Origin of the sequence: Tabrizicola sp. M-4, from assembly GCF_051132405.1 — a bacterium.
Lineage (GTDB): Bacteria > Pseudomonadota > Alphaproteobacteria > Rhodobacterales > Rhodobacteraceae > Paragemmobacter.
The window spans coordinates 1915408-1937327 of record NZ_CP128606.1; the positions used below are offsets into that span (position 1 = coordinate 1915408).

The 21920-nt window shown below is 65.3% G+C and carries 23 protein-coding genes and 1 tRNA gene; 11 read left to right on the forward strand and 13 right to left on the reverse strand.

What is annotated here, in order from left to right:
* Positions 1 to 134: 134 nt before the first annotated feature.
* Both TabM4_RS09250 and TabM4_RS09255 read right to left on the reverse strand, forming a co-directional pair.
* Positions 135 to 893, reverse strand: coding sequence for an imm11 family protein (locus tag TabM4_RS09250; protein WP_434621545.1), 759 nt, complete (start codon positions 891 to 893; stop codon positions 135 to 137).
* 254 nt (positions 894 to 1147) lie between these two features.
* Positions 1148 to 1222, reverse strand: a tRNA-Gln gene (locus TabM4_RS09255).
* A gap of 103 nt (positions 1223 to 1325) precedes the next feature.
* On the opposite strand from TabM4_RS09255, the gene TabM4_RS09260 reads away from it, so the two are divergent.
* Positions 1326 to 2507, forward strand: coding sequence for an NAD(P)/FAD-dependent oxidoreductase (locus TabM4_RS09260; protein WP_434621548.1), 1182 nt, complete (start codon positions 1326 to 1328; stop codon positions 2505 to 2507).
* 202 nt (positions 2508 to 2709) lie between these two features.
* Here the strand turns inward: TabM4_RS09260 and kdsA are convergent, their stop codons facing one another.
* The 4 genes from kdsA to TabM4_RS09280 all read right to left on the reverse strand — a co-directional run bounded on the left by kdsA (position 2710) and on the right by TabM4_RS09280 (position 7391).
* Complete coding sequence (kdsA, locus tag TabM4_RS09265) at positions 2710 to 3540, reverse strand: 3-deoxy-8-phosphooctulonate synthase (protein ID WP_434621551.1); 831 nt, start codon at positions 3538 to 3540, stop codon at positions 2710 to 2712.
* A gap of 8 nt (positions 3541 to 3548) precedes the next feature.
* The gene (locus tag TabM4_RS09270; protein ID WP_434621553.1) at positions 3549 to 5279 is read right to left on the reverse strand and encodes a capsule biosynthesis protein; all 1731 of its coding nucleotides are present in this window, start codon (positions 5277 to 5279) and stop codon (positions 3549 to 3551) included.
* Positions 5263 to 5922: an ABC transporter ATP-binding protein gene (locus TabM4_RS09275; protein ID WP_434621556.1), complete on the reverse strand. Its 660-nt coding sequence runs from the start codon at positions 5920 to 5922 to the stop codon at positions 5263 to 5265. The genes TabM4_RS09270 and TabM4_RS09275 overlap by 17 nt, the downstream gene beginning before the upstream one ends.
* A gap of 212 nt (positions 5923 to 6134) precedes the next feature.
* On the reverse strand, positions 6135 to 7391 hold the full coding sequence (locus TabM4_RS09280; protein WP_434621559.1) for a Na+/H+ antiporter NhaA: 1257 nt from the start codon (positions 7389 to 7391) through the stop codon (positions 6135 to 6137).
* A 136-nt stretch (positions 7392 to 7527) separates the two neighbouring features.
* Between TabM4_RS09280 and TabM4_RS09285 the strand changes: the two genes are divergently transcribed.
* From TabM4_RS09285 to TabM4_RS09305, 5 genes are all read left to right on the forward strand, one after another.
* The gene (locus tag TabM4_RS09285; protein WP_434621562.1) at positions 7528 to 8160 is read left to right on the forward strand and encodes a uracil-DNA glycosylase family protein; all 633 of its coding nucleotides are present in this window, start codon (positions 7528 to 7530) and stop codon (positions 8158 to 8160) included.
* Entirely contained in the window at positions 8157 to 8939 is a 783-nt protein-coding gene (locus tag TabM4_RS09290; protein ID WP_434621564.1) for an SseB family protein, read from the forward strand. The genes TabM4_RS09285 and TabM4_RS09290 overlap by 4 nt, the downstream gene beginning before the upstream one ends.
* A 160-nt stretch (positions 8940 to 9099) precedes the next feature.
* On the forward strand, positions 9100 to 9564 hold the full coding sequence (gene rplM / locus TabM4_RS09295) for a 50S ribosomal protein L13 (RefSeq protein WP_434621567.1): 465 nt from the start codon (positions 9100 to 9102) through the stop codon (positions 9562 to 9564).
* Positions 9565 to 9566: 2 nt separating this feature from the next.
* Entirely contained in the window at positions 9567 to 10055 is a 489-nt protein-coding gene (gene rpsI, locus TabM4_RS09300; protein ID WP_434621569.1) for a 30S ribosomal protein S9, read from the forward strand.
* Between the two features lie 128 nt (positions 10056 to 10183).
* Positions 10184 to 11089 carry a class I SAM-dependent methyltransferase gene (locus tag TabM4_RS09305; protein WP_434621572.1) on the forward strand — a complete coding sequence of 302 codons (906 nt, stop codon included), beginning with the start codon at positions 10184 to 10186 and terminating at the stop codon, positions 11087 to 11089.
* Between the two features lie 58 nt (positions 11090 to 11147).
* On the opposite strand, the gene TabM4_RS09310 is transcribed toward TabM4_RS09305, so the two are convergent.
* Positions 11148 to 11366: a DUF1127 domain-containing protein gene (locus TabM4_RS09310; RefSeq protein ID WP_434621575.1), complete on the reverse strand. Its 219-nt coding sequence runs from the start codon at positions 11364 to 11366 to the stop codon at positions 11148 to 11150.
* Between the two features lie 87 nt (positions 11367 to 11453).
* On the opposite strand from TabM4_RS09310, the gene TabM4_RS09315 reads away from it, so the two are divergent.
* The 5 genes from TabM4_RS09315 to TabM4_RS09335 all read left to right on the forward strand — a co-directional run bounded on the left by TabM4_RS09315 (position 11454) and on the right by TabM4_RS09335 (position 16239).
* Complete coding sequence (locus TabM4_RS09315) at positions 11454 to 12860, forward strand: PLP-dependent aminotransferase family protein (protein ID WP_434621577.1); 1407 nt, start codon at positions 11454 to 11456, stop codon at positions 12858 to 12860.
* A 197-nt stretch (positions 12861 to 13057) separates the two neighbouring features.
* Entirely contained in the window at positions 13058 to 13315 is a 258-nt protein-coding gene (locus TabM4_RS09320) for a hypothetical protein (protein WP_434621580.1), read from the forward strand.
* 154 nt (positions 13316 to 13469) lie between these two features.
* A complete protein-coding gene (locus TabM4_RS09325; protein ID WP_434621583.1) occupies positions 13470 to 14345 on the forward strand; it encodes an ABC transporter permease in 876 nt (291 codons plus the stop codon).
* Positions 14342 to 15148 carry an ABC transporter permease gene (locus tag TabM4_RS09330; protein WP_434621586.1) on the forward strand — a complete coding sequence of 269 codons (807 nt, stop codon included), beginning with the start codon at positions 14342 to 14344 and terminating at the stop codon, positions 15146 to 15148. The genes TabM4_RS09325 and TabM4_RS09330 overlap by 4 nt, the downstream gene beginning before the upstream one ends.
* A gap of 14 nt (positions 15149 to 15162) precedes the next feature.
* Positions 15163 to 16239, forward strand: coding sequence for an ABC transporter ATP-binding protein (locus tag TabM4_RS09335; protein WP_434622000.1), 1077 nt, complete (start codon positions 15163 to 15165; stop codon positions 16237 to 16239).
* 89 nt (positions 16240 to 16328) lie between these two features.
* Here TabM4_RS09335 and TabM4_RS09340 read toward each other — a convergent pair whose 3' ends face one another.
* The 6 genes from TabM4_RS09340 to TabM4_RS09365 all read right to left on the reverse strand — a co-directional run bounded on the left by TabM4_RS09340 (position 16329) and on the right by TabM4_RS09365 (position 21914).
* Positions 16329 to 16943, reverse strand: a complete 615-nt coding sequence (locus TabM4_RS09340) for a TetR/AcrR family transcriptional regulator (RefSeq protein WP_434621589.1) — start codon at positions 16941 to 16943, stop codon at positions 16329 to 16331.
* A 1-nt stretch (position 16944) separates the two neighbouring features.
* Positions 16945 to 17823, reverse strand: a complete 879-nt coding sequence (ppk2, locus tag TabM4_RS09345) for a polyphosphate kinase 2 (protein ID WP_434621592.1) — start codon at positions 17821 to 17823, stop codon at positions 16945 to 16947.
* Between the two features lie 46 nt (positions 17824 to 17869).
* On the reverse strand, positions 17870 to 18835 hold the full coding sequence (locus tag TabM4_RS09350) for an alpha/beta fold hydrolase (RefSeq protein ID WP_434621595.1): 966 nt from the start codon (positions 18833 to 18835) through the stop codon (positions 17870 to 17872).
* On the reverse strand, positions 18810 to 19727 hold the full coding sequence (gene metA / locus TabM4_RS09355; RefSeq protein ID WP_434621598.1) for a homoserine O-acetyltransferase MetA: 918 nt from the start codon (positions 19725 to 19727) through the stop codon (positions 18810 to 18812). The genes TabM4_RS09350 and metA overlap by 26 nt, the downstream gene beginning before the upstream one ends.
* Positions 19728 to 19760: 33 nt before the next feature.
* The gene (locus tag TabM4_RS09360; RefSeq protein ID WP_434621601.1) at positions 19761 to 20645 is read right to left on the reverse strand and encodes an ATPase; all 885 of its coding nucleotides are present in this window, start codon (positions 20643 to 20645) and stop codon (positions 19761 to 19763) included.
* A 117-nt stretch (positions 20646 to 20762) separates the two neighbouring features.
* Positions 20763 to 21914 carry an outer membrane protein transport protein gene (locus TabM4_RS09365; protein WP_434621604.1) on the reverse strand — a complete coding sequence of 384 codons (1152 nt, stop codon included), beginning with the start codon at positions 21912 to 21914 and terminating at the stop codon, positions 20763 to 20765.
* Between the last annotated feature and the right edge of the window lie 6 nt (positions 21915 to 21920).

A 21920-nucleotide genomic window follows, 5' to 3' on the forward strand; every position in this document is an offset into this window, starting at 1 on the left:
GGTCTATTCATGGATGCCAGTCATGCGGGTGACTTTGCCTTCCCAGTCGAACTCCATTCGGACCTTTCTGGCGCCAGCCCCCTCAAGCCTGCATCCCCAAGCCTTGTGAACACGAGCGGTTCCTTGAAATGTGATTATTCGGATGTGCGCATCCGATAGTGTGGCGGGATGTGCAGCCCGGCTGCGGTGATCTCTGCCTGCAGCCTGTCGGACATGCAGAAGGTGAGCCGGCGCAGGTGCCGCTCGCACCAAAGATGGGCGCTGCCGATCGCCTCGGCCGACATTGCAACGCCGCGACAGCGTTCCTTGAGCGGCAAGCCGATGGACGGGGAGGGGCTGTCAGTATCCCACAGGCTTTTCGGATCGCTTTCTTGCAGGCGAAAGGCAGAAAGCCATCGACCCACCACCATCATGTGATGCTGCACGGGATGTTCCTCCCCTTTCGGCAGCAGAACCCGGATCGGGTTGAAGTGATGCACCCCAGGTTCGAGCCGTTCGATGATCTCGCGTAAGGGCTCTGCCACGAAGTACATTCGGTTGGGCCCCTCCATCAGCGCAGCCTTGCGCGCATAGGTGCGGTCGTAAACGAATTCCTTTGGCCATTCATGCGCCGCGATCGGCAGCAGCGGCGGTCGGTGATAGCCGTTTTCGCCGAGTTCGGAATGGAATTTCTCGCTCACGTGGAGGACGTAGATTTGGAACACCTCGTAAGGCTTGCCGTCGCCGTCGAGCGGCCGGTCATCGGTGAAGACGTAGCGAGGAGGGTGCTTCGGGGTCAGGCCGGGGACCTGGCGGGCGTTGAAATGGGCCGCGAGAGCGGCGTGGTATCCGCGAAACGCGCCTTTCGGGGAGAAGGCGTCGAAGTCGGACGAGAAGAAGATTCCCCATACCATCCAGGACCATCCAAAAAAGAGCTTCGCCTAACGCTGGCTTATGCAAATGACCAATAGAACGTTACTTTTGGTTTGGATGATTACACCTCGTGCCGGTCGCCGCAATCACGGGAAACGCAAGGAACTGGTATCTCAGCTACCTCGATAGCGACACGATCTGATGTGCGAATTGGGGCATCCCTTGGGGCACCGCTAGCGGCATCGCGTTAACTCTGTCTGTGGAAAACTTGGACGCCCCGAGCGTCGCGAGTGGCTGGCTGGGGCGCTAGGATTCGAACCTAGGTATGGCGGTACCAAAAACCGCTGCCTTACCACTTGGCGACGCCCCAACCGTGCGGCGGTGTTTAGCGAAGGCGTTTGGGGGGTGCAAGGGGGGTGACGTGGAAAATCTGCGGCATTGTCGTGGCGGGCCGGTGGGGATAGGCAGGGGGCATGGGACAGGTCGATGTCATCGTGCTCGGGGCCGGGGCTGCCGGGATGTTCGCCGCGATCGAGGCAGGGCGGCGGGGGCGGCGCGTGCTGGTCGTGGACCATGCCAAGGCGCCGGGGGAGAAGATCCGGATCTCGGGCGGGGGGCGGTGTAACTTTACCAACACGGGCATCGCGATGGAGCGGTTCCTTTCGAGGAATCAACGCTTTGCCCTGTCGGCCTTGCGGCGTTACACGGCTGCGGATTTCATCGCGCGGGTCGATGCGGCGGGAATTGCCTGGCATGAGAAGACGCTGGGGCAGTTGTTCTGCGACGGGTCGGCCACGCAGATCATCGCCATGCTGCAGCGTGACATGGGGCAGGCGGGGGTGGAGCTTTGGCTGGGCACCACGCTGGGGGAGGTGCGGCGCGCTGCGGGCGGATTCGAGGTGGAGACCTCGCGCGGGGTGGTGCGGGCGGCGTCCGTCATCGTGGCGACGGGGGGGAAGTCGATCCCGAAGATGGGGGCCACGGGGTATGGCTACAAGGTCGCGGAATCATTCGGGATTCCGGTGACGGAGACGCGGCCTGCCTTGGTGCCCTTGACCTTTGCGGAGCAGGAATTGGAGTGGATGCGGCCTTTGGCCGGGGTGTCGCTTGCGGCGGGGCGGGTGAGCCGGGGGAAGGTGGGGTTCGACGAGGCGGTGCTGTTCACGCATCGCGGGTTGTCGGGGCCTGCGGTCCTGCAGATATCAAGCTATTGGCGGGAAGGGGAGGCGATCACGCTGGATCTTGTGCCGGGGCGGGATATGGCGGCCTTTCTGGCGGAGGAGAAGCGGGTTGCGGGGCGGGCGGCGCTGCGGACGGCGCTGGCGAAGGTGATGCCGGAGAAGCTGGCGCGGGTGGTGGAGGCGCAGGCAGGGGCCGGGGGGCCGCTGGCCGAGATGGGGCGCGCGGCGCTGGAACAGGTCGCGGCGCGGGTCAGGGGGTGGGAACTTCGTCCCGTGGGATCAGAGGGTTACCGGACGGCGGAGGTCACGCTGGGGGGGGTCGATACCGATGCGCTGGATGGCCGGACGATGGAGGCCAAGGGTGTGCCGGGGCTTTATTTCGTGGGCGAGGTCGTCGATGTGACGGGGTGGTTGGGGGGATACAACTTCCAATGGGCATGGTCATCGGGATGGGTGGCCGGGCAGGTGGCGTGAGGGCTGCGCGAGGCGTGCCGGAGGCTGTGCCGTAAACTGTACCGCAAACTGTCAGCACGCAGCGGGCGGTGCTTTGGGGATTGCGTAGTGTTTGGGGCAGGCGGCGGGGCGTGTGGGTGTGGCGGGGTGAACCCCGCCCTACGCCCGTGCCTTGGGCACGGGCTGTCCCGGAGCCTTGTGGGTGATGACCTTTTCGGGGCCCTCAGATGCGGATCGGGTCGGCCTTGGCGAGGCGGTCGAACTGCATCAGGCTTTCGACCAGCGCGGGCATGGCGGAGAGCGGGATCATGTTCGGGCCGTCGGAGGGGGCCGTGTCCGGGGCCTCATGCGTTTCGATGAAGACGCCCGCGATCCCGATGGAGACGGCGCAGCGGGCCATGACGGGGGCGAATTCGCGCTGTCCGCCCGAGGAGCCGCCCTGACCGCCCGGCTGCTGCACGGAATGGGTGGCGTCCATGATGACGGGCCAGCCCGTACGCGCCATGCGGGGCAGGCCACGCATGTCGGCCACCAGAGTGTTGTAGCCGAAGCTGGTGCCGCGTTCCGTGAGAAGGATGCGGTCATTTCCGGTGGAGGCGACCTTGTCGGCCACGTTGTCCATGTCCCACGGGGCGAGGAACTGGCCCTTCTTGATGTTGACCACGGCGCCCGTCTCGCCCGCCGCGATCAGCAGGTCGGTCTGGCGGCAGAGGAAGGCGGGGATCTGGATCACGTCGACCACCTGCGCCGCCATGCGGGCCTGTTCGGCATCGTGGATGTCGGTGAGGACCGGCATCCCCATGGCGCGGACGGCCTCCAGCACCTTGAGCCCAGCCTCGATCCCAAGCCCGCGCTTGCCCTTGAGCGAGGTGCGGTTGGCCTTGTCGTAGCTGGCCTTGAACACGTATTGCGCGCCGGCCTTGACGCAGGCCTCGGCCATGGTGCCCGCGATCATCTGGGCATGGTCGAGGGATTCGAGCTGGCAGGGGCCGGCGATCACGAGAAGCGGGCTGTCATTGCTGACGGACAGCCCGCCGATCTGGACGTTCTTCATCTTGTTCCTCAGGCCGAGACCTGTTCGCGCAGGATTGCGGCGGTCATCGACAGGAGCAGGTATATACCCGCAAAGATGAGCATCGCCACCACCGTATTCTCGAATGCGCGGGGATAGGTCGCCTCGTCGGGGGCCACGGGAGCCACGGAGAGCGAGATGTAGCGGGCCTGACGGTTGGCCTCGATCCGCGCGGTTTCCATGGCCTGCAAGGCCTGCGCCAGCATCATCTGGCGAGTTTCGGCATCGGCCTCGGCCACGGCGAGTTCGGATTGCACGCGGGCGAGGGATTGGCCGGAGCTGTCTTCCTCGACCAGTTTGGCGCGCAGGAGGCTGATTTCCCGTTCCAGCGTGGCGATGCGGCGTTTCAGCGGGTCCATCCGGGCGGGGTTCGGGTTCTCGTTCGATTCCATCTGTGCCAGCGACAGCTTGTCGGTGGTAAGCTGGCCTTCAAGCTGGCCGATCTGGCCTGTGATCAGGCTGACCTCCACGTCGGAGGAGAGGACCTTGAAGGTTTCCTGCAGGTTCACCGAACGCTGGCGGGCGTCGAGAAGCGCGGCCTCTGCCTCGTCATAGCTTTCGCGGGCGCCGCGCATGGCGTCTTCGCGCAGGCGCTGGGTCAACTGATCCACCTGTTCCTCGGCATAGCCGATGAGGGCCTGCGAGAAGCGGACGGAGGTTTCGGGATCGGGGGCGATCACCTCCATGCGGATGATGCCTTCGGTCGGATCGTAGGAGACGCGGACGTTGCGCTGGTAGATCTTGTAGGCGGCCTCGTTCGAGGCGTCGGGATCGAGGCGCTGGATCGGGTCGATCGAGGGATCGGTGAAGACCTGCCGGAAGCCGATGTCGCGGTCGAGGCGCAGCATGGCGTCGCGCGATTGCAGATAGCCCTGCACCGTGATCGAATCCTGCATGTTGGCCATGGGCGTGTTGGCCAGCCCCCCCATCGAGGTGGAACTGGCGCTTTGCGGCATGGCCTGCTGGATGACGAATTCGGTCTTGGTGGCGTAGAGCGGGGTGGCGATGCGGTAGTAGTAGAAGCCTGCCAGAACGGTGGGCAGGATGACGAAGAAGAGCAGCCGCGCCATCATCAGCATGGAGCGGCGGCGGCGGCGGCGGGCGAGATCCTGCTGCATCTTCAGGATTTCAGCCGCGTGATTCACCTCGTCCATAGGGGCGGGCATCTTGGCGGGCTTGATCGTCTGGGGCAGGCGGGCGCCGGCTGGAACGGGGACCATCGCGCCGCCCTGCGCTCCGGCGGCGGCGGCTTCTTCCTCGGCTACGATCTCGACCACGGGATTCGGGCGGAAGGGATCGAGCCCGGCCTGCCGGAGCAGGCGGACAGCGTCGAAATCGGAGGTGGCGGGGAGGCCGTATTTCTGCGCCATGCGGCGGGCGAGGCGGAGTTGGCGGCCGGTCAGGCCCTCGCGGCGGATCGAATCGAGGTCGGAGGCGGCGCTTTGTTCGGAGGGCGAGGAGGCCTGTGCTGCAGGGACCCCAGCGGTGGGATAGGGGGCGTCGCCGAAGCCGTCCTCGGTCTGTTCGAAGAGCATTTCGGGGCGCGTGGCGGCAACGGACGGGCCGGAAGCGGGCGACAGCGGGCTGGCGCGCGGGATTTCCTGATCGGGGGGCACCATGCGGGGGCTGGGGCGTGCCGGTGCCGCCTGCCGCGCCGCGCCTTCGTCGGCGGGCGGGATGTCGGGACGGCGCGTGTTGTACCGCTTAACCTTGAGTTTCATAGTTATACAGCCGTTTCGCTTCTTCCAGGGTGTCGAACATGTGCAGGCGGCCATGACGGAGGACCGCGGCGCTTCGACAGAATTTCTCGATGGTGGAGGCCTGATGGGAGACGACGACGACGGTCGCCTCGCGCAGGCGCTGGCGGAGGATGGCACCGGCCTTTCGGTTGAAGTCGGCGTCGGTGGTGCCGGGCATGCCCTCGTCGATCAGGTAGATGTCGAATTCGAGGGCAAGGAGGAGCGCGAAGGAGAAGCGGCCGCGCATGCCGGAGGAATAGGTGCCGACGGGCATGTCGAAATATTCGCCGATGTCGCACATCCAGCGGCAGAAGCTTTCGACATAGTCGGGGTCTAGGCCGTAGAGACGGGCGATGTAGCGGGCGTTTTCGGTCGCCGAGTGGCGGTTGACGACGCCGCCCATGAAGCCCAGCGGGAAGGAGATGCGGGCGGTGCGGGTGATCTTGCCCTCGTCGGGCTGTTCGAGGCCCGCCATCATGTTGATGATCGTGGTCTTGCCGGTGCCGTTGGGGGCGAGGATGCCGAGGGATTTGCCCAGTTCCACACGGAACGTGGCCTGATCGAGGATCACCTTGCGCGTCTTGCCGGTCCAGAAGGACTTCGAGACGTTGTCGAACTCGATCATACCGTCACACCTGCCTCGTTCCTGCCTGCCCGGTGGAAAGGGCCTCGTTGCCGTTCCGGGGCCGCGCCGACGTGCCCGGTCCGGAGGACCCTTCGTTCCCCTTGGCGTTAGCCTGCCATTCGGGCGACATTATGTCGGAATTCCTATCGCGGTGACAATGCAAAGGAATGATCGGTCACTGTTTCCCTTCTACGACGGGCGGGCGGGGGATGTTAGCCCGCGCGGCGGAGGGCGCGGGAGAGGAGGAGGGCTGCGGGCCAGGCGAGGAGGGAGAGGGCGAAGCCCAGGCGCGCGGCTTCGGCCATGGCGCCGCCGGGGAGGGCGGTGTCGAGCGAGAGGACGGGGACGGTGAAGCCGATGCCCGACAGGATCGCCACGAGGACGAGGTCGCGGATGCGGACGCCCGCAGGCATGGGCAGGCGGAAGAGTTGCGCCATGAGGAGCGCGCCGAAGAGAAGGCCCAGCGGCTTGCCCAGCCAGGTGGAGAGGAGGACGGTGATCGTGGTGGGGGCGAAGGCCGCAAGGTCGATGCCGCCGCGGGTGAGGCCGAAGAGGAAGAGGACGACGGCGAGCGGCTTGACCAGGGAATGCGCAAGGCGGTTGAGCGGGTCGTGGAGATATTCCTCGGCCTCGGCAAACAGGCCGAAGGCGCGTTCGGCATGGGGGATGAGTGGGATGACGGGCAGGAGGCCGAGCGCGCCGGGAAGGCCCGCCGCGACGACGCCCAGCCATGAGACGAGGCCCGCCACGGCATAGGGCCAGAGCGTCTGGCCGCGGCGGCGGTCGCGTTCGGTGAGGTCGTCGGTCTGCGGCCTGCGGTTGAGCCATGCGAGGGCCGCGCAGGCCAGCACGGGCAGGGCGAGCCAGAGCGGTTGCAGGTCGCCGCCCGGAGAGGCGAGGCCCGCGGCGAGGATGCCGAGGATGCTGGTCGCGATGCTGATGAGGAGGAGGAGGTGCAGGGCGGGATGGGCGGGGCCAAAGACCATGCGGCCCGCGACATAGCCGAGGATGATCTCGGACCCGAAGGGCAGGGGCCAGCCTTCGGCCCAATGCACCCATTCATCGGCGACGAAGACGGCGGAATGGGCAAGCCACACCGCCAAGGCGCCGAGGCAGGCCCCGATGACGGCCCCGGCGGGCAGGAGGGCGCGGCGGCCCGACAGCGCGCCGCGCTGGAGGACCAGCGCCTCCCACAATTCCTTGCCCACGAAGAAGAGGAAGAGCGGCATCAACAGTTCGGAGGTCACCGTCATCGGGGTGATGACGAGGACGTCGCCCGCGATCCATGCGGGTTTCGCCAGTTCGATCAGGCGGTATTCCATCGCATCGTAATAGCTGGCGGGGGAGAGGTTCACCCAGAGCGTGGCGAGGAAGACCCCGCCAAGGAGCGCCCATGCGAACCGTCTGACGAAGGGCGAGACGCGATACATCGGAACGAAACCTGCCTGCTGCGCGGATGTGGCGCGCATTAGCAGGCGTGCGGACCCGCGCAAGGCGGAATCACCGCGCGGGGCGGGCGGTGTTGCCTCGGTGCCATGGAGCGGCCATTCTGATGCGATGGACAGCGACCCTGACACGCGCGGTTTGGACAATTGTGACCGACCCATGACCTCCCCCTGCGACGCGCAAGCCCCTGACAGGGAAACGGCGGCCTGCATCGCGGATTTACAGGCCTGTCGCATTTGCGCGCCGCGTTTCGCGGCGACGGCGACGGCCCATGAACCGCGTCCCGTCGCATGGTTCGCGCCGGGGGCGCGGGTCCTGATTGCGGGGCAGGCACCGGGGGCGCGGGTCCATGCCTCGGGCCGGCCCTTCACCGATGCCTCGGGCGACAGGCTGCGGGCGTGGCTGGGGCTGACGGAGGCGGAATTCTATGACCGCGCGCGGATTGCCATCGTGCCGATGGCCTTCTGCTTTCCGGGTTACGATGCCAAGGGGGCGGATCTGCCGCCGCCGCCCATCTGCGCGCGGACATGGCGCGACCGGGTGCTTGGGCATCTGCCGCAGGTGCGGATGGCGCTGGCAGTGGGCGAAGCGGCACAGCGCTGGCACATCGGGCCGGGGAGCATGACGGGGCGCGTGACCGAGTGGCGCAGCCATGCCGCGCGGGGCATCTGGCCCTTGCCCCATCCTTCGTGGCGCAATAGCGGGTGGCTGCGACGCAACCCGTGGTTCGAGGCCGATCTTTTGCCGGAATTGCGGGCGGGCCTGCGAGATGTGCTGGAGAGCCGAGAATGACACCTCTGGATATCGCCCATGCGGCGATGGAGCGCGACGAGACGGATGAGGCGAGCCGGTTGCGGTTCTTCGACTGTCTGGCCGATGGCGAATTCTTCCTGCTGCTGGAGGAGGAGCCGGAGGGCAATGACCTGAAGCCACGCCTCTTTCCGCTGGAGGAGGGGCCGGTCATCCTGATCTTCGATCTGGAGGAGCGGATGGCGGAGTTTTCGGGTGGAGTGGCCCCCTATGCGGCGCTGCCGGGGCGGGTGATCGCGCAGATGCTGGCGGGGCAGGGGATCGGGCTGGGGGTGAACCTTGGCGTGGCCCCGTCGCAGATGATCTTGCCGCCGGAGGCGATGGATTGGCTGGCGGGCCTGCTGGAGGGCGCGCCGGAAGAGGCCGAGGATGTGCCGGAGCGGTTCGAGATCCCGCGACGCCTGCCTGCCGCTCTGGTGCAAGCGCTGGAGGCGAAGCTGGCGCGGATGGCGGGGCTGGCGGCCTTTGCCCTGCTGATGGGGGTGACCTATCGCGGCGGGCGCAGGGGGCACATGCTGGTCATCGTCGGCGCGGCGGAGGGGGCGCGCGAGGCGCTGGCCCATGCGGTGCGCGAGGCGGTGGTCTTCTCGGGGCTGGAGGCGGGGGTTCTGGACGTGACCTTCCTGACGGGTGAGGAGGAGATCCTTGCCCGGATGGTGCAGGTGGCGCGGCGCTTCGACATTCCGGCGCCGGAGGTGCGGGAACGGGCGGCCCCTGCGGCACCGGGAAGTGACCCGGAACGGCCGCCAAAGCTGCGTTGAGGGGCGGCTTGCATGGGGTATTATGATACCTATTTTGCAGGTGTCTGATATTGCTTGATAAATTCTTGTCCGGCGGACTTGACCCCTGCGCGGGGACGGGCAATAAGCCGCCATCCAAGATCCCGGGGGGTGACCCCCGCTTCAACTCACAGGGTTCGATATGAAAACCTTCACCGCAACGCCTGCGGATATCGAGAAGAAGTGGATCCTGATCGATGCCGAAGGCATCGTTCTGGGCCGCCTCGCCACGATCGTCGCAAACATCCTGCGCGGCAAGAACAAGCCGACCTTCACCCCCCATATGGACATGGGTGACAATGTCATCGTGATCAACGCCGACAAGATCCAGATGACCGGCAACAAGCGCAACGACAAGGTCTATTACTGGCACACCGGGCATCCCGGCGGGATCAAGCAGCGGACCGCGCGTCAGGTGCTGGAAGGCAACCATCCGGAGCGCGTCGTGATCAAGGCCGTCGAGCGGATGATCACCCGCAACCGTCTGGGCCGCCAGCAGATGACCAACCTGCGCGTCTATGCGGGTGCCGCCCATCCGCATGAAGCCCAGCAGCCCACCGTTCTGGACCTGAAGGTCCTGAACCCGAAGAACACGCGGAGCGCCTGATCATGGCCGACATCAAATCCCTCGACGATCTGAAATCGGCCGTTTCCGGTTCGGCCCCCGCTGCTGCGGAAGCCGCCGCGCCGAAGGCGCCGGTCCGCGACTCGCTGGGCCGTTCCTATGCGACGGGCAAGCGGAAGGATGCGGTCGCCCGCGTCTGGGTGAAGCCGGGTTCGGGCAAGGTCATCGTGAACGGCAAGGAGATGGCGGTCTATTTCGCGCGTCCCGTGCTGCAGATGATCCTCAAGCAGCCCTTCCAGATCGCCAATGTCGAAGGCCAGTTCGACGTTTACGCGACGGTGGCGGGTGGCGGTCTTTCGGGGCAGGCCGGTGCGGTGAAGCACGGCATCTCGAAGGCGCTGCAGCTTTATGAACCCTCGCTGCGCCCGGCGCTGAAGGCGGCAGGTTTCCTGACCCGCGACTCGCGCGTGGTGGAACGGAAGAAATACGGCAAGGCGAAGGCCCGCCGGTCGTTCCAGTTCTCCAAGCGCTAAGGAACGCTGCGCGTATCGCGCAGGTCACGGACTGCGAAGGCCCGCGCGTTGCGCGGGCCTTTTGCTTTGCGTGGCGGGTATGGGCGCGGGCATACTTACGTCGGTACGGGTGAGAATCGGATCAGGTGATGGCAACGAAGAAGAAGGCGGCGCCGGTCAAGGCGGCGAAGGGCGGGAAACCGATGGGCAGTGGGAGCGGAATAGCCGCCGAGGTGGTGGAGGTTCCTGTCGTGGCGGAGGTGGAGCCTCCGGTCGCGGAGGCCGGGTCCGGCGCCCCGGCGGAGGCGGCGGGGAGGGCGGCGAAGCTGCGGCCCTATGCGGCCTATGCCTTTCGCGGGACGGATATCCGCGGCGACATCCGCGAGAAATACGGATTCGACGGCGATCTGCTGGAGCTTTATGCCAGCGGGACGGAACGGGTGATCAACAAGTGGCATCATTACCTGCCGCTTTATGACCGCTATTTCGCGCGCTGGCGGAATCGGCCGTTCCGGTTCCTTGAAATCGGTGTGTCGAAGGGCGGGTCGCTGGATCTGTGGCGGCGCTATTTCGGGCCGGAGGCGGTGATCTTCGGGATCGACATCGATCCGAAATGCGCGGCCTTCGACGGGATTTCGGGGCAGGTGCGGATCGGCTCGCAGGACGATCCGGCGTTTCTGGCGCGAGTCGTGGAGGAGATGGGGGGCGTCGATGTGGTGCTGGATGACGGCAGCCACCTGATGCCGCATGTCCACAAGACCTTCGAGGTGCTGTTTCCCAAGCTGTCCTATGGCGGGACCTATATGATCGAGGACCTGCACACGGCCTATCTGCGGCGCTATGGCGGCGGATTCCGGAGCGGCGAGAATTTCTTCAACTTCGCCCGCCGGATGGTGGATGACATGCACCGCTGGTATCACACCCATGGCGAGCGCAGGCCGGATCTGGGGCCGGATTGTTCCGGCATCCATATCCATGACAGCGTGGCGGTGTTCGACAAGGACCGGCCCTTCGCGCCGACGCATTCCCGCGTGGCGGCGCGGGGCAGGGCATAGGCCAAAAAGAAAGGCCGGGCGCGAGGCCCGGCCCAGTCAGGGGACCGTGTGGCGGGGGTCAGTCCCGCCAGAAGGGTTTCGCGATCTCTTCCTGTGCGGCGGGGGCGTTGAGGCCGATGTCGCGCAGCAGATGCGGGTCAAGGTGGCGCAGCGCGCGGCGGCCACGGGCGCGGTCCTCCCATTCGGCCCAGAGGAGCGCGAGCCGGACCAGCAGGCGCGACAGCGGCGGCAGCGGCGCGGGCAGGGCTTGCGTCGGGGTGAAGGGGCGGGCGGGCATCTTGTGGTCCTTTTTGTGTTGATACAATCAATGCAATCTGATAGTCGATTGATACAATAGCATATCGCTGTCAGCCAGAGAAACATTGTGACCGGAACAATCTGGAAACCCGATCTTGCGGCCTATCCCGGCCCCAAATACCTCGCGCTGTCGCGGGCGCTGCGGGAGGCGATCCGGTCGGGGGAGTTGGCCGAGGGGACGCAACTGCCCACGGTGCGCGATCTGGCGTGGGAATTGGGGGTGACGCCGGGAACGGTGTCGCGGGCCTATGCGCTGGCCACGCAGGAGGGGCTTCTGGCGGCGACGGTGGGGCGGGGAACCTTTGTCGCGGCGCGGGCGCCGCGGCTGGGCCCGACGCAGCCTTTGCTTCTGGAGCGGGAACCGGATCAGGTGAACGGGCGGATCGACCTGCGCGCGCCGCGCCTGCCGGATGTTGGCCAAACCGCCGCCTTTTCCGAGGCGCTGCGGGAGCGCATCGCCAACATGACCGACGACTGGATCGACTATCCGACGCAGCGCGGCGAGGTGCCCCTGCGCCGGTCCATCTGCGACTGGCTGTCGGATCGTAATTTGGGCAAGGTGGGGGTGGATGACATCGCCCTGACCGCGGGGGGGCAGAATGCCATCGCCTTGATCTTCCTGTGTTGCCTGCGCGGGGATCGGCCTGTCGTCCTGACCGAGGAGCTTGCCTATCCGGGGTTCCGCCATGCCGCGCGGCTGGCGCGGGCGGAGGTGGTGGGGGTGGAGACGGATGATCAGGGGATGATCCCCGAGGCGCTGGAGGCGGCCTGCCGACGGCACGGGGCGCAGGTGCTGTGCCTGACGACCGAGGCGCAGAACCCGACGACGGCGCGGATGACGCCGGAACGGCGGGCGCGGATCGTGGCGATTGCCCGGCATTTCGACCTGCAGATCATCGAGGATGATTGCTATACCCTGTCGGAAAGCGAATGGCCCGCCCTGCGGGCGCTGGCGCCGGAGCGGGTCTGGCATGTGGGCAGCCTGTCGAAGACGATCTCGGCAGCGCTGCGGTTCGGCTATATCGTGTGTCCGGCGGGGATGGGCGAGACGGGGCGGTTGACGGCGCAGCATGCCTTTTTCGCGCTGGCCAAGCCGGTAAGCGAATTGTGCCTGCACCTGTTCGAGAGCGGGGCCGCGCAGGAGATCCGCCGCAAGGTGAGCGAGGATCTGGATCGTCGCATCCGGATCATGGTGAATCATCTGGGGCGGTTCGATCTGGCCTGGCAGCCGGGGCTGCGCTTTGCCTTCCTGAACCTGCCGATGGGGTGGCGGGCCTCGACCTTTACCCGGATGGCCGAGGCGGAGGGGGTGCTGGTGCGGTCGGCGGATGAATATGCGCTGATCCACGGGCGGGCGCCCCACGCGGTGCGGATCGCGCTGGCGGGGAACATTCCCGAGGAACGGTTCACGCTGGCGATGGAGAAGCTGGCGGGGCTGTTGTCGCGGCCGCCCTATGACCCGCCTGCGGTCTGAGGGGGCGGCGATTACGGCGGGAATGTGGCAATCCTGTGAGGGGCATTGCCACAATCTGCGGCGAAAGGGGCCATTCTGTGTCGTTCCGGGCGCGGTTTCCGGGGTTGCGGCGGCGGTTTCGAAAAGGTGAATTGACCCGGAGCCGCCTGCATGGCCTTTGTGCGCCCATAAGAGCAGCACAAACAATGGACCCGAAAATGGGACAACAGGCCTTTTTCCATGCGCCCCATGGCGGCGCGGATTTTCTTGGCATTCGTCGGTCGCGCGGTGGCGAGACGGAGATCGTCTATGATGACGGCGTCGCGCGGCGGATGGTGTGGCGCGTTGCGGGCAAGCCGCAGGATGGCAAGCTTTCCGATGCGCTGCGCACGGCGGTCGGATCGCTGCGCGTCGTGCCCACGCTGTATGACGAGTTGAAGAAACGCTCGATCAGCATCGAACGCGTCGCGGGCTGAGACCCGCGCTTGATTTTCGGGCATCTGCGGTGCATTTCAGCGATGTGCCGCAATGTTCCTGCGTCTGTGCTTGCGCCTTCGCATCCGTTGCGTCTAAATTTGATCAAAGATCGGATCAAAGGCCGACCAAAGCAAAGGGCCGACAGGGGGCGCGATGGGTTCGAATGGGGGAACGGGCGGCGGGATGGGCCGCTCTGAGAAGGCGAATGGCCTTCTTCTGATCAGCCCGCCGCTGATTTACGTCATCCTTCTGCTGGCGGCACCGCTGTTGATGGTGGTGCTGTATTCGCTGTCTTTGGAAGGCGGCGGCTATGGGTTCGGCAATTACGTCGCGGTCTGGACGGACAGGATCAACCAGCTTTTGATGCTGCGGTCGCTGACCGTGTCGTTGTCGGTGACGGTTGTCACCGTGATCCTGGCCTATCCTGTGGCCTATTTCGTGAGCTTCTACGTCAAGCCCGACAAGAAGGCGCTGTGGCTGTTCCTGATCACGATTCCCTTCTGGACCAGCTATCTGATCCGGGTGTTCCTGTGGAAGGTGATCCTCGGCTTCAACGGGGTGATCAATTCGGGGCTGATGTCGCTGGGCATCATCGACGCCCCCTTGCAGGCCATCAATTACAACGTGCAGGCGCTGGTGATCACGCTGGCCCATGCCTATGCGCCCTTTGCCATCCTGCCCATCTTCGTGGCGCTGGAGAAGATCGACCGGTCGCTTCTGGAGGCGGGGCGTGACCTTGGCGAGAGCCAGTTCATGACCTTCCTGCGGGTGACGCTGCCCCTGTCGATGCCGGGGGTGATTGCCGCCGTCCTGATCGTCTTCATCCCGACGGTGGGCGACTATGTGACGCCCGACCTGATCGGCGGGGGCAAGTTGCCGATGATCGCGAACCGGATCGAGGGGACGATGCTGAAGCAGAACAACCGGGAGCTTGGGTCGGCCATCGCCGTTTCGGCCATGCTGGTGGTGGCGGCGGTGACCCTGATCTTCCTGCTGTTGAATCGGCGCTTCCTGAAGGGTGCGAAATGAGATCCCCCGTCTTTCGCGGCTATGCCATCGTCTATCTGATCTTCCTTTACGCGCCGATCATCCTCTTGCCGCTGTTCGCCTTCAACGACAGCAAGGTGATCGCCTTCCCGTTGCAGGGGTTCACCACGGCCTGGTTCGTGGAGATGTGGCAGGACACCACGTTGTGGAACGCGGTGCGGAATTCGCTGACCATCTCGGTCTCGGTCGCGGTGATCTCGACGCTGTTGGGGCTGTTCGCGGCGCGGTCTTCGACCCGATTCAACTTTCCGGCCAAGGCCGGGATCATGGGGTTGATCATGCTGCCCATGGTGCTGCCGGAGATGATCCTTGCGATGGCGCTTCTGGTGGTGCTGCTGGCGGTGGGGATCGAGCTTTCGCTGCTGACGATCATCCTTGGCCATGTGCTGATCTGCACGCCCTTTGCGGTGGCGATCCTGTCCTCGGCCTTCCAGTCGCTGGACCGGTCGCTGGAGGAGGCGGCCTATGACCTTGGCGAGACGCCGCTTTCCACCTTTTGGCTGATCATCCTGCCTTTGGTGATGCCGGGGATCATCTCGTCGCTGCTGATCTGTTTCACGATCAGTCTGGACGAATTCATCATCGCCTATTTCCTTGGCGGGACCGATACGGTGCTGTCGGTCTATATCTATGGTCAGTTCCGCTTCCCGGCCAAGGTGCCCGCCGTGATGGCGCTGGGGACGGTGCTGGTCCTTCTGTCCATCGCCCTTCTTGCAACAGCAGAATATTTCCGCCGTCGCGGCATCGCGAAAGCCGGCGGCAAGGATACCGGAGGCTTCCTGTGACCAAATCCGACGCCATGATCGAGTTCCGGGACGTCCACAAGTATTACGGCGATTACCACGCGCTGCGCGGGATCACGGGGACGATCCGTCCGGGCGAGTTCTTTTCGCTGCTGGGGCCGTCGGGTTGCGGCAAGACCACGCTTTTGCGCACCATCGCGGGGTTCGAGGACATCTCCTCGGGCGCGGTGCTGGTGGATGGGCGCGACATGGCGGGGGTGCCTGCGAACAAGCGGCCGACCAACATGGTGTTCCAGTCCTATGCCATCTTTCCGCATCTGAGCGTGGAGGAGAATGTGGGCTTCGGTCTGCGGCGTGATCCGCGGTCCAAGGAGGAGAAGGCGCGCGCCGTGGGCGAGGCGCTGGAGATGGTGGGGCTGAAGGGCTATGGCAAGCGGGCGGCGCATGCGCTGTCGGGCGGGCAGCGGCAGCGGGTGGCGCTGGCGCGGGCGCTGATCCTGAAGCCCAAGGTGCTGCTGCTGGATGAGCCGCTGTCGGCGCTGGACAAGAAGATGCGCGAGCAGATGCAGGTGGAGTTGATCCGGCTGCAGCGGCAGGTGGGGATCACCTTCATCCTTGTCACCCACGATCAGGAGGAGGCGCTGGTGATGAGCGACCGGATCGCCGTGATGTTCGAGGGCGAGATCGCGCAACTGGCGGATCCTGAGACGCTCTATCGGCGACCGAACAGCCGGAAGGTGGCGGATTTCATCGGCACGATGAATTTCCTGCCCGCGAAGGTGCTGGAAGAGGGCGCCGGTTCGGTGGAGATCGAGGCGGCGGGCTTTGGCCGCATCCATGTGGAGGCGTCGCAGGTGATGGGCGGGGCGACGGCCGAAGGGGCGACTGTCGGCTTCCGTCCCGAGACGCTGACCATCCTTTACGAGGGAAGCGCCGCGACCGACCGCGAGAGCATGGCGACGATCGAGGAGGTCGTCTATTTCGGCGACATGACCTATTACGACGTGCGCATCGACGGGACCGAGGCCCCGGTGCGGATTTCGATGCGCAACGTGTTCGGCCGCCCGGTTCTGGATCGGGGCGCGCGGGCGCGGGTGGGCTGGTCGCCGGGGGCGCTTGTCCTGTTCCGCTAGGGCGGGGGCTTGGCCCCCGGCGAAAAATCTTCGTACGAAGATTTTTCGGTTTCGAAGATTTTTCGTACGAAAAATCTTCGCGCCCGGTGTCAGCGATCCGGCGGCAGAAGGCCCAGACCGCGCAGGTAGATGCCGATTCCGGCCTCCAGCAGGTCTTCGGGCGTGAAGGGTGATTTGGCCCCCGGTGCGCCGCGCATGTAGAGTTCCACCACGCCGTGGCTCATCGCCCAGACATGGGCCGAGAACATCGTGGCCGGGGGGCGGCGGTCGGCGGGCATCTGTTCGGACAGTTTCTCTGCCGCCTTTTCCAGAACGGCCCGGGCCTTGCCCGCCACCAGCGCGAGGTCGGGATGGGCGTTGAAGGAGAGTCCGCTTTCGAACATCGCCATGTAATGGCCCGGATATTTGCGGGCGAAGGCCAGATAGGCACGGCCCGTCGCCTCGAACGCCGCAAGGGCGGAGGGCTGGCCGTCATTATAGGCGAATTCCATCAAGGCGGCGAAGATGTCGTAGCCCTGCCGCGCCACTTCGGCGATGAGGTCGTCGCGGCCCGCGAAATGGCGGTAGACGGCGGCAGGCGTCACATCGGCACGTTTCGCCGCCTCGGACAGGGTGAAGCCGGAGGGGCCGCGTTCCGCGATGAGCGCCAGCGCCGCCTCGACCAGCGCCTGCCGGAGGTTGCCGTGGTGGTAGCCGTGCTTCATCTCAGCCTTTCGGGCGCAGGTCGGGACCGCCGCAGATGGCGGGATCGGGCTTGCCGATCAGGGCATCGTCCTTGCCGTGGAAATCGACGGCGCGCAGGACGGTCTGGATGGCGGCGATGCGGGCGCGTTTCTTGTCATCGGACAGGATCACGGTCCAAGGGGCGAAGTCGAAATGCGTCCGTTCCATGGTTTCATCGATGGCGGTGCAATAGTCGTCCCATTTTCCCAGACCGTCGATGTCGATGGGCGAGAGTTTCCACTGTTTCAGCGGGTCGCTTTCGCGGGCGAGGAAGCGGCGGAGCTGTTCGGCGCGGCCCACTTCCAGCCAGAGCTTCACGAGGGTGAAGCCTTCGTCCACCAGCATATGTTCGAATTCCGGGAGTTGCCGGAAGAAGGTCTCGCGCTGTGCTGGGGTGCAGAAGCCGAAGACATGTTCCACCATGGCGCGGTTGTACCAAGAGCGGTCGAACATCGCCATTTCGCCTGCGGCGGGAAGCCAGTCGACATAGCGCTGGAAATACCAGCTTGCCGCTTCGCGGTCGGAGGGTTTGGAGAGGGCAACGACGTTGCAGACGCGGGGGTTGAGGTTCTCGCGCATCACGTCGATCGTGCCGCCCTTGCCTGCGGCGTCGCGGCCTTCGAAGAGGACGATGACGCGCTTGCCGCTGGCCTTGATGTCGGCCTGCAGGCGGACGAGCTGGCGTTGCAGCCCATCCATCGTGGCGTCGTACTCCTTGCGCTTCATCTCGGCGGGATAGGGATAGCCCGGGGTGATGAGGTCATCCTTGCCGGCCTCTTCGATGGCCTTGCGGATGGGCTTTGGCGCGCCCTTCCGGAAATAGCGGGTGATCGCACCGTCAAAGGGCAGGTCGGACATCATGGCATCCTGTATGTGGCTTTGCCCGCCAGTATGGCGATGGGAGCGATCAGCGCAATCCGGCGCGTCGGGCGGCGCGGTGGATGGCGGCGATGACGTCATCGGGATGGCTGTGATGGGGCATGTGGCCCGCGCCCTCGATCAGGGTGAGGTCACCCTGCGGCAGGAGGTCGGCAAGCGGGATGGCATGGATGCGGGCGGGAACCACGTCATCGGCGGTGCCGTGCAGGATTTCGACGGGCAGGTCGAGGCGCGGGTATTCCTGCGCCATGCGGGTGACATGGGGCTTGAGCCGCGTTACCTGCAGGGCGTTGTCGCGCAGGGTGCTGCGGCGCATGGTGAGGCCGATGCCCACGTATTCGGTATAGCCTTCGGGGGCCGTCTGGGGGGTGAAGATGGCCTCGACGATGCGGTCTGTCTGGCGTTCGGTGGCGAAGGCGGTGAGGGCGGGGATCACGGTTGCGGCGCCGATGCGGCTGCCCGTGACGGCGTAATAGGCGCCAAGGCCACCGGGCCATGGCATCGTGGCACCGGAGAGGACCACGACCGCCGAGACATCCGGCGTATCGGTCAGCGCCCAGGCCATGGCGACGGCCCCGCCATAGGAATGGCCCGCCACGATGGGACGGGTAACGCCAAGCTGATCGGCGGCCTTCTGCAGGAGCGCTGCCTGCATCATGGGGCTGATGCCGTCGGGGCCCATGCTGCCGGTCCAGCCCAGACCGGGGCGGTCGAAGGCGATGACGCGGTAGTCCTGCGCCAGACGGTCCACCAGCGCGAAGGTGAAGTCGCGGGTATTGCCGCTGGCGCCATGAATCAGCACGAGGTCGGGGCCCTGACCCTGCACATGGGCATGGACGGGGATGCCGTCCACGGTGACGATCCGGCCCGTCGGGGGATAGGCGGCCTCGGCCGCGGCTTCGCGGGCGCTGGCGCGGCGGTCGGTCAGGAGGGCGCAGCCGCCAAGGGCGGTTGCGGCAAGCAGGAGACTAAGTGCCAATTTCAGCGATCTCATATGGCGTGGATTGGTAAATTTCATTGATCCAGTTGCCATATAGAAGATGCGCGTGACTTCTCCAGCGATTGAGCGGCGGGCGCTGCGGATCGTCATCGGGATAGTAGTTCATCGGCACGTTGATCGGGGTGCCGTTTGCGACGTCGCGGTCATATTCCTGTTTCAGCGTGTCGCTGTCATATTCGAAATGGTTGAAGATGTAGAGCGCGCGGTGGGAGGCATCCTCGACCAGACAGGGACCCACTTCCTCGGACCCGAGCAGGGTGCGCAGGGCGGGGCGGGCGTCGATTTCGGCCTGCCGCATTTCCGTCCAGCGGCTGACCGGGATGACGAAATCATCCGAAAAGCCGCGCAGATAGGGGGAGGTCGGCGCGAGGTTGCGGTGGCGGTAGCAGCCGAAGGCCTTTTTCGGCAGCATGTGTTTCTGCACGCCGTGGAAGTGGTTGATCATGGCCATCCCGCCCCAGCAGACGCCGAAGGTGGATTGCACGTTGGTCTGCGTCCAGTCGAAGACCTCGCAGAGTTCGTCCCAATAGGTCACCTCCTCGAAGGGGAGGTGTTCGATGGGGGCACCGGTGATGATGAGGCCGTCGAATTTCTCGCCCTTCACGTCCTGGAAGGGGCGGTAGAAGGTTTCCATGTGTTCGGCGGCGGTGTTGCGGGTCTGGTGTTCCGTCATGCGGATCAGGTGCAGGTCGATCTGCAGCGGCGTGGCCCCGATCAGGCGGGCGAACTGGTTCTCTGTCTGGATCTTCTTGGGCATCAGGTTCAGAAGGCCGATGCGCAGGGGGCGGATGTCCTGCCGGGCCGCCCGTTCGGGCGACATGACCATGACGCCTTCGTTCCGCAGAACGTCATAGGCGGGCAGGGTCTCGGGCAGGGTGATGGGCATTGGTAAACTCGTCGGTTCAATCAGGGGGCGTATCTAGGCGCTGGGGGCGCGACGATCAAGCGCCGTCGCGATGAGGCTATGGAAGTCGGCGGGGGTGCGGACGGTGGCCACCTCTTCGGCGGTGACGGTGATGCCCCAGTTGGCCATGGCGGCATAGCGCGGCTGGCGGTGGTTGAGGAGGCGGGCATAGCCGAAGCGGAGGAAGGCGTCGGGATCGACCTGATCTTCCGGGCGGCCTTCCTGCGCGAGATATTCGGCCCAGAGGGAGGCGAGGAAATCGGGCTGGTAATAGATGGGCTTCGGGGCGCGGTCGAAGCGGCGGATGAGTTCGTCGCGATGCGCCTCGGACCCTTTGATCCAGACGAGGAGGAGGTTGTCGGACAGCGCCTTCATCACCGGATCGGCGGGATCGGCGGCGTCCACCACCTCGCAGATGGACCCGCCGCTGTCGCAGACGAAGTTCTCATAGCAGTAGATGTCGCGGGCGCGGTCGATGAAGCGGAGCGTGTCGTGGAGCGCGGCGATTTCCGCCTCGCGGTGCTGGGCCTGACGTTTGCAATATTCGGCGAAGGCAACGCCGCCGCGGGCGGGATCGCCGGGCTTGCCCAGATAGGTGGAGAGGGGGGCGAGATTGTCGAAGGTGATGTTGGAGGCGATGTAGACGCTGTCGGTCATCAGGAGTTCGCGCAGGAGCGGGACCTTCATCGCCTCGCGTTTGAAATTGTCGGCGATGTATTCGCCCATGTAGCGGGTGCCGATGCGGTAATCGACGGAATAGTGGAACCAGCCGCCACCCTGATCCTTGGGCGCGTCGCGCAGGAGGTTGGAGAGATGGGTCTTTCCCAGCCCCGACATGCCGAAGAGCAGCACGCGCTTTTCCCGCGCCGCCTGGAATTCCGCCCCTGTCTGGTAGATCATGCCTGCCCCCGCGCCCTGATTGCCGCGTGATACCCAAGCGCGGGACGGAATACACCCGGAAAAATGCGAAACCCCGCCACGGGGGCGGGGTTTGCGGTGGGGTTCTATGGTGGTGGATCAGAAGCTCCAGCCGACCTTGACACCGACGCCGATTAGGCTGTTGTCGGTGAAACGGCCGAAGGTCGTGCCGGCCGGTGCGGGCGACGGCGCCTCAGTCACGGCATCGCCGATCATCGCATAGGTCACGCCACCGGTGATCTTCATGTTGTCCTGCGTGTAGGTCGCGCCGAGGCCGACGCTGGTATAGCCGTCGGTCGGGCCAAGGTTTCCGGAAAAGCCGCCATGCGAGGCTTCATGCGACACGAAGACCGCACCGGACCAAGTTTCCGAGAAGCGGCGACCCACGCCCAAAGTGTAGGTGATCGTGTCATTGGCGTAGGATACGAGGGCCGATCCGCCCGTCGCCCCGGCGAAACCGGTCGGACGAATGGCGAAGTTGGACCAATCGCGCCATTTCACCGAGCCAAACATCAGCGTGTTCTCTGCAACGCCCGTCTGGAAGTCGAGGGCAAGCGACTGGGGCGTGACGGTGGTGAAGTTCGTGGTGATCGCACCCGGACCGGGGGCAGGAAGGAATTCCTGCGCGGTGAAGTCGTGTTCGATTTCAGATGTGTAGGTCAAAGCCACGCGCAAGGCGATCTCGGGGATCTCGTAGGCCGCACCGAGGACGAAGCCGAAGTCCTGTTCCTTGGACGAGTTCATCGTATAGCCATTGAAGAGGGCGACGCGGCCTTCCACGGTTTCCGACTTGATCCCGCCGTATACACTGGTCCGTTCGTCGAAGCGGTAGTGCGCGAGGACGGTCACGCCCAAGGAATTGATTTCCGCGGTGGAGCCGAGCCCGACGCCGTAGAGATAGGTCGCGGCCCCATAGTCGACGTCCGCGCCAAGCGGTTGGTCGACGATGACACCGATTGCCCACTGATCGTTGAGCTGAAATTTCAGCGCCCCGGCAACGGTCGTGTAGCGGGGGGCCATGTCGCCCGAGCTGCCGCCAGCAGGCAAGGCAGGGAAGGGCGCACCGGTCGGGATTGCCTGCGTCCCCGAAACGCTGGGCGAGACGGAACCGAAGCTCAATTCAACCCAGTTTCCCTTTTCGAACAGGAAGCCCGGGTTGAAACCTGACCGCTCGATCCCGCCCGCCTGCGCGGAGAGCGTTCCTAGAACAAGTGCGGTTGTCGCACCGAAGGCTGACTTGATCACTGACATTATCCG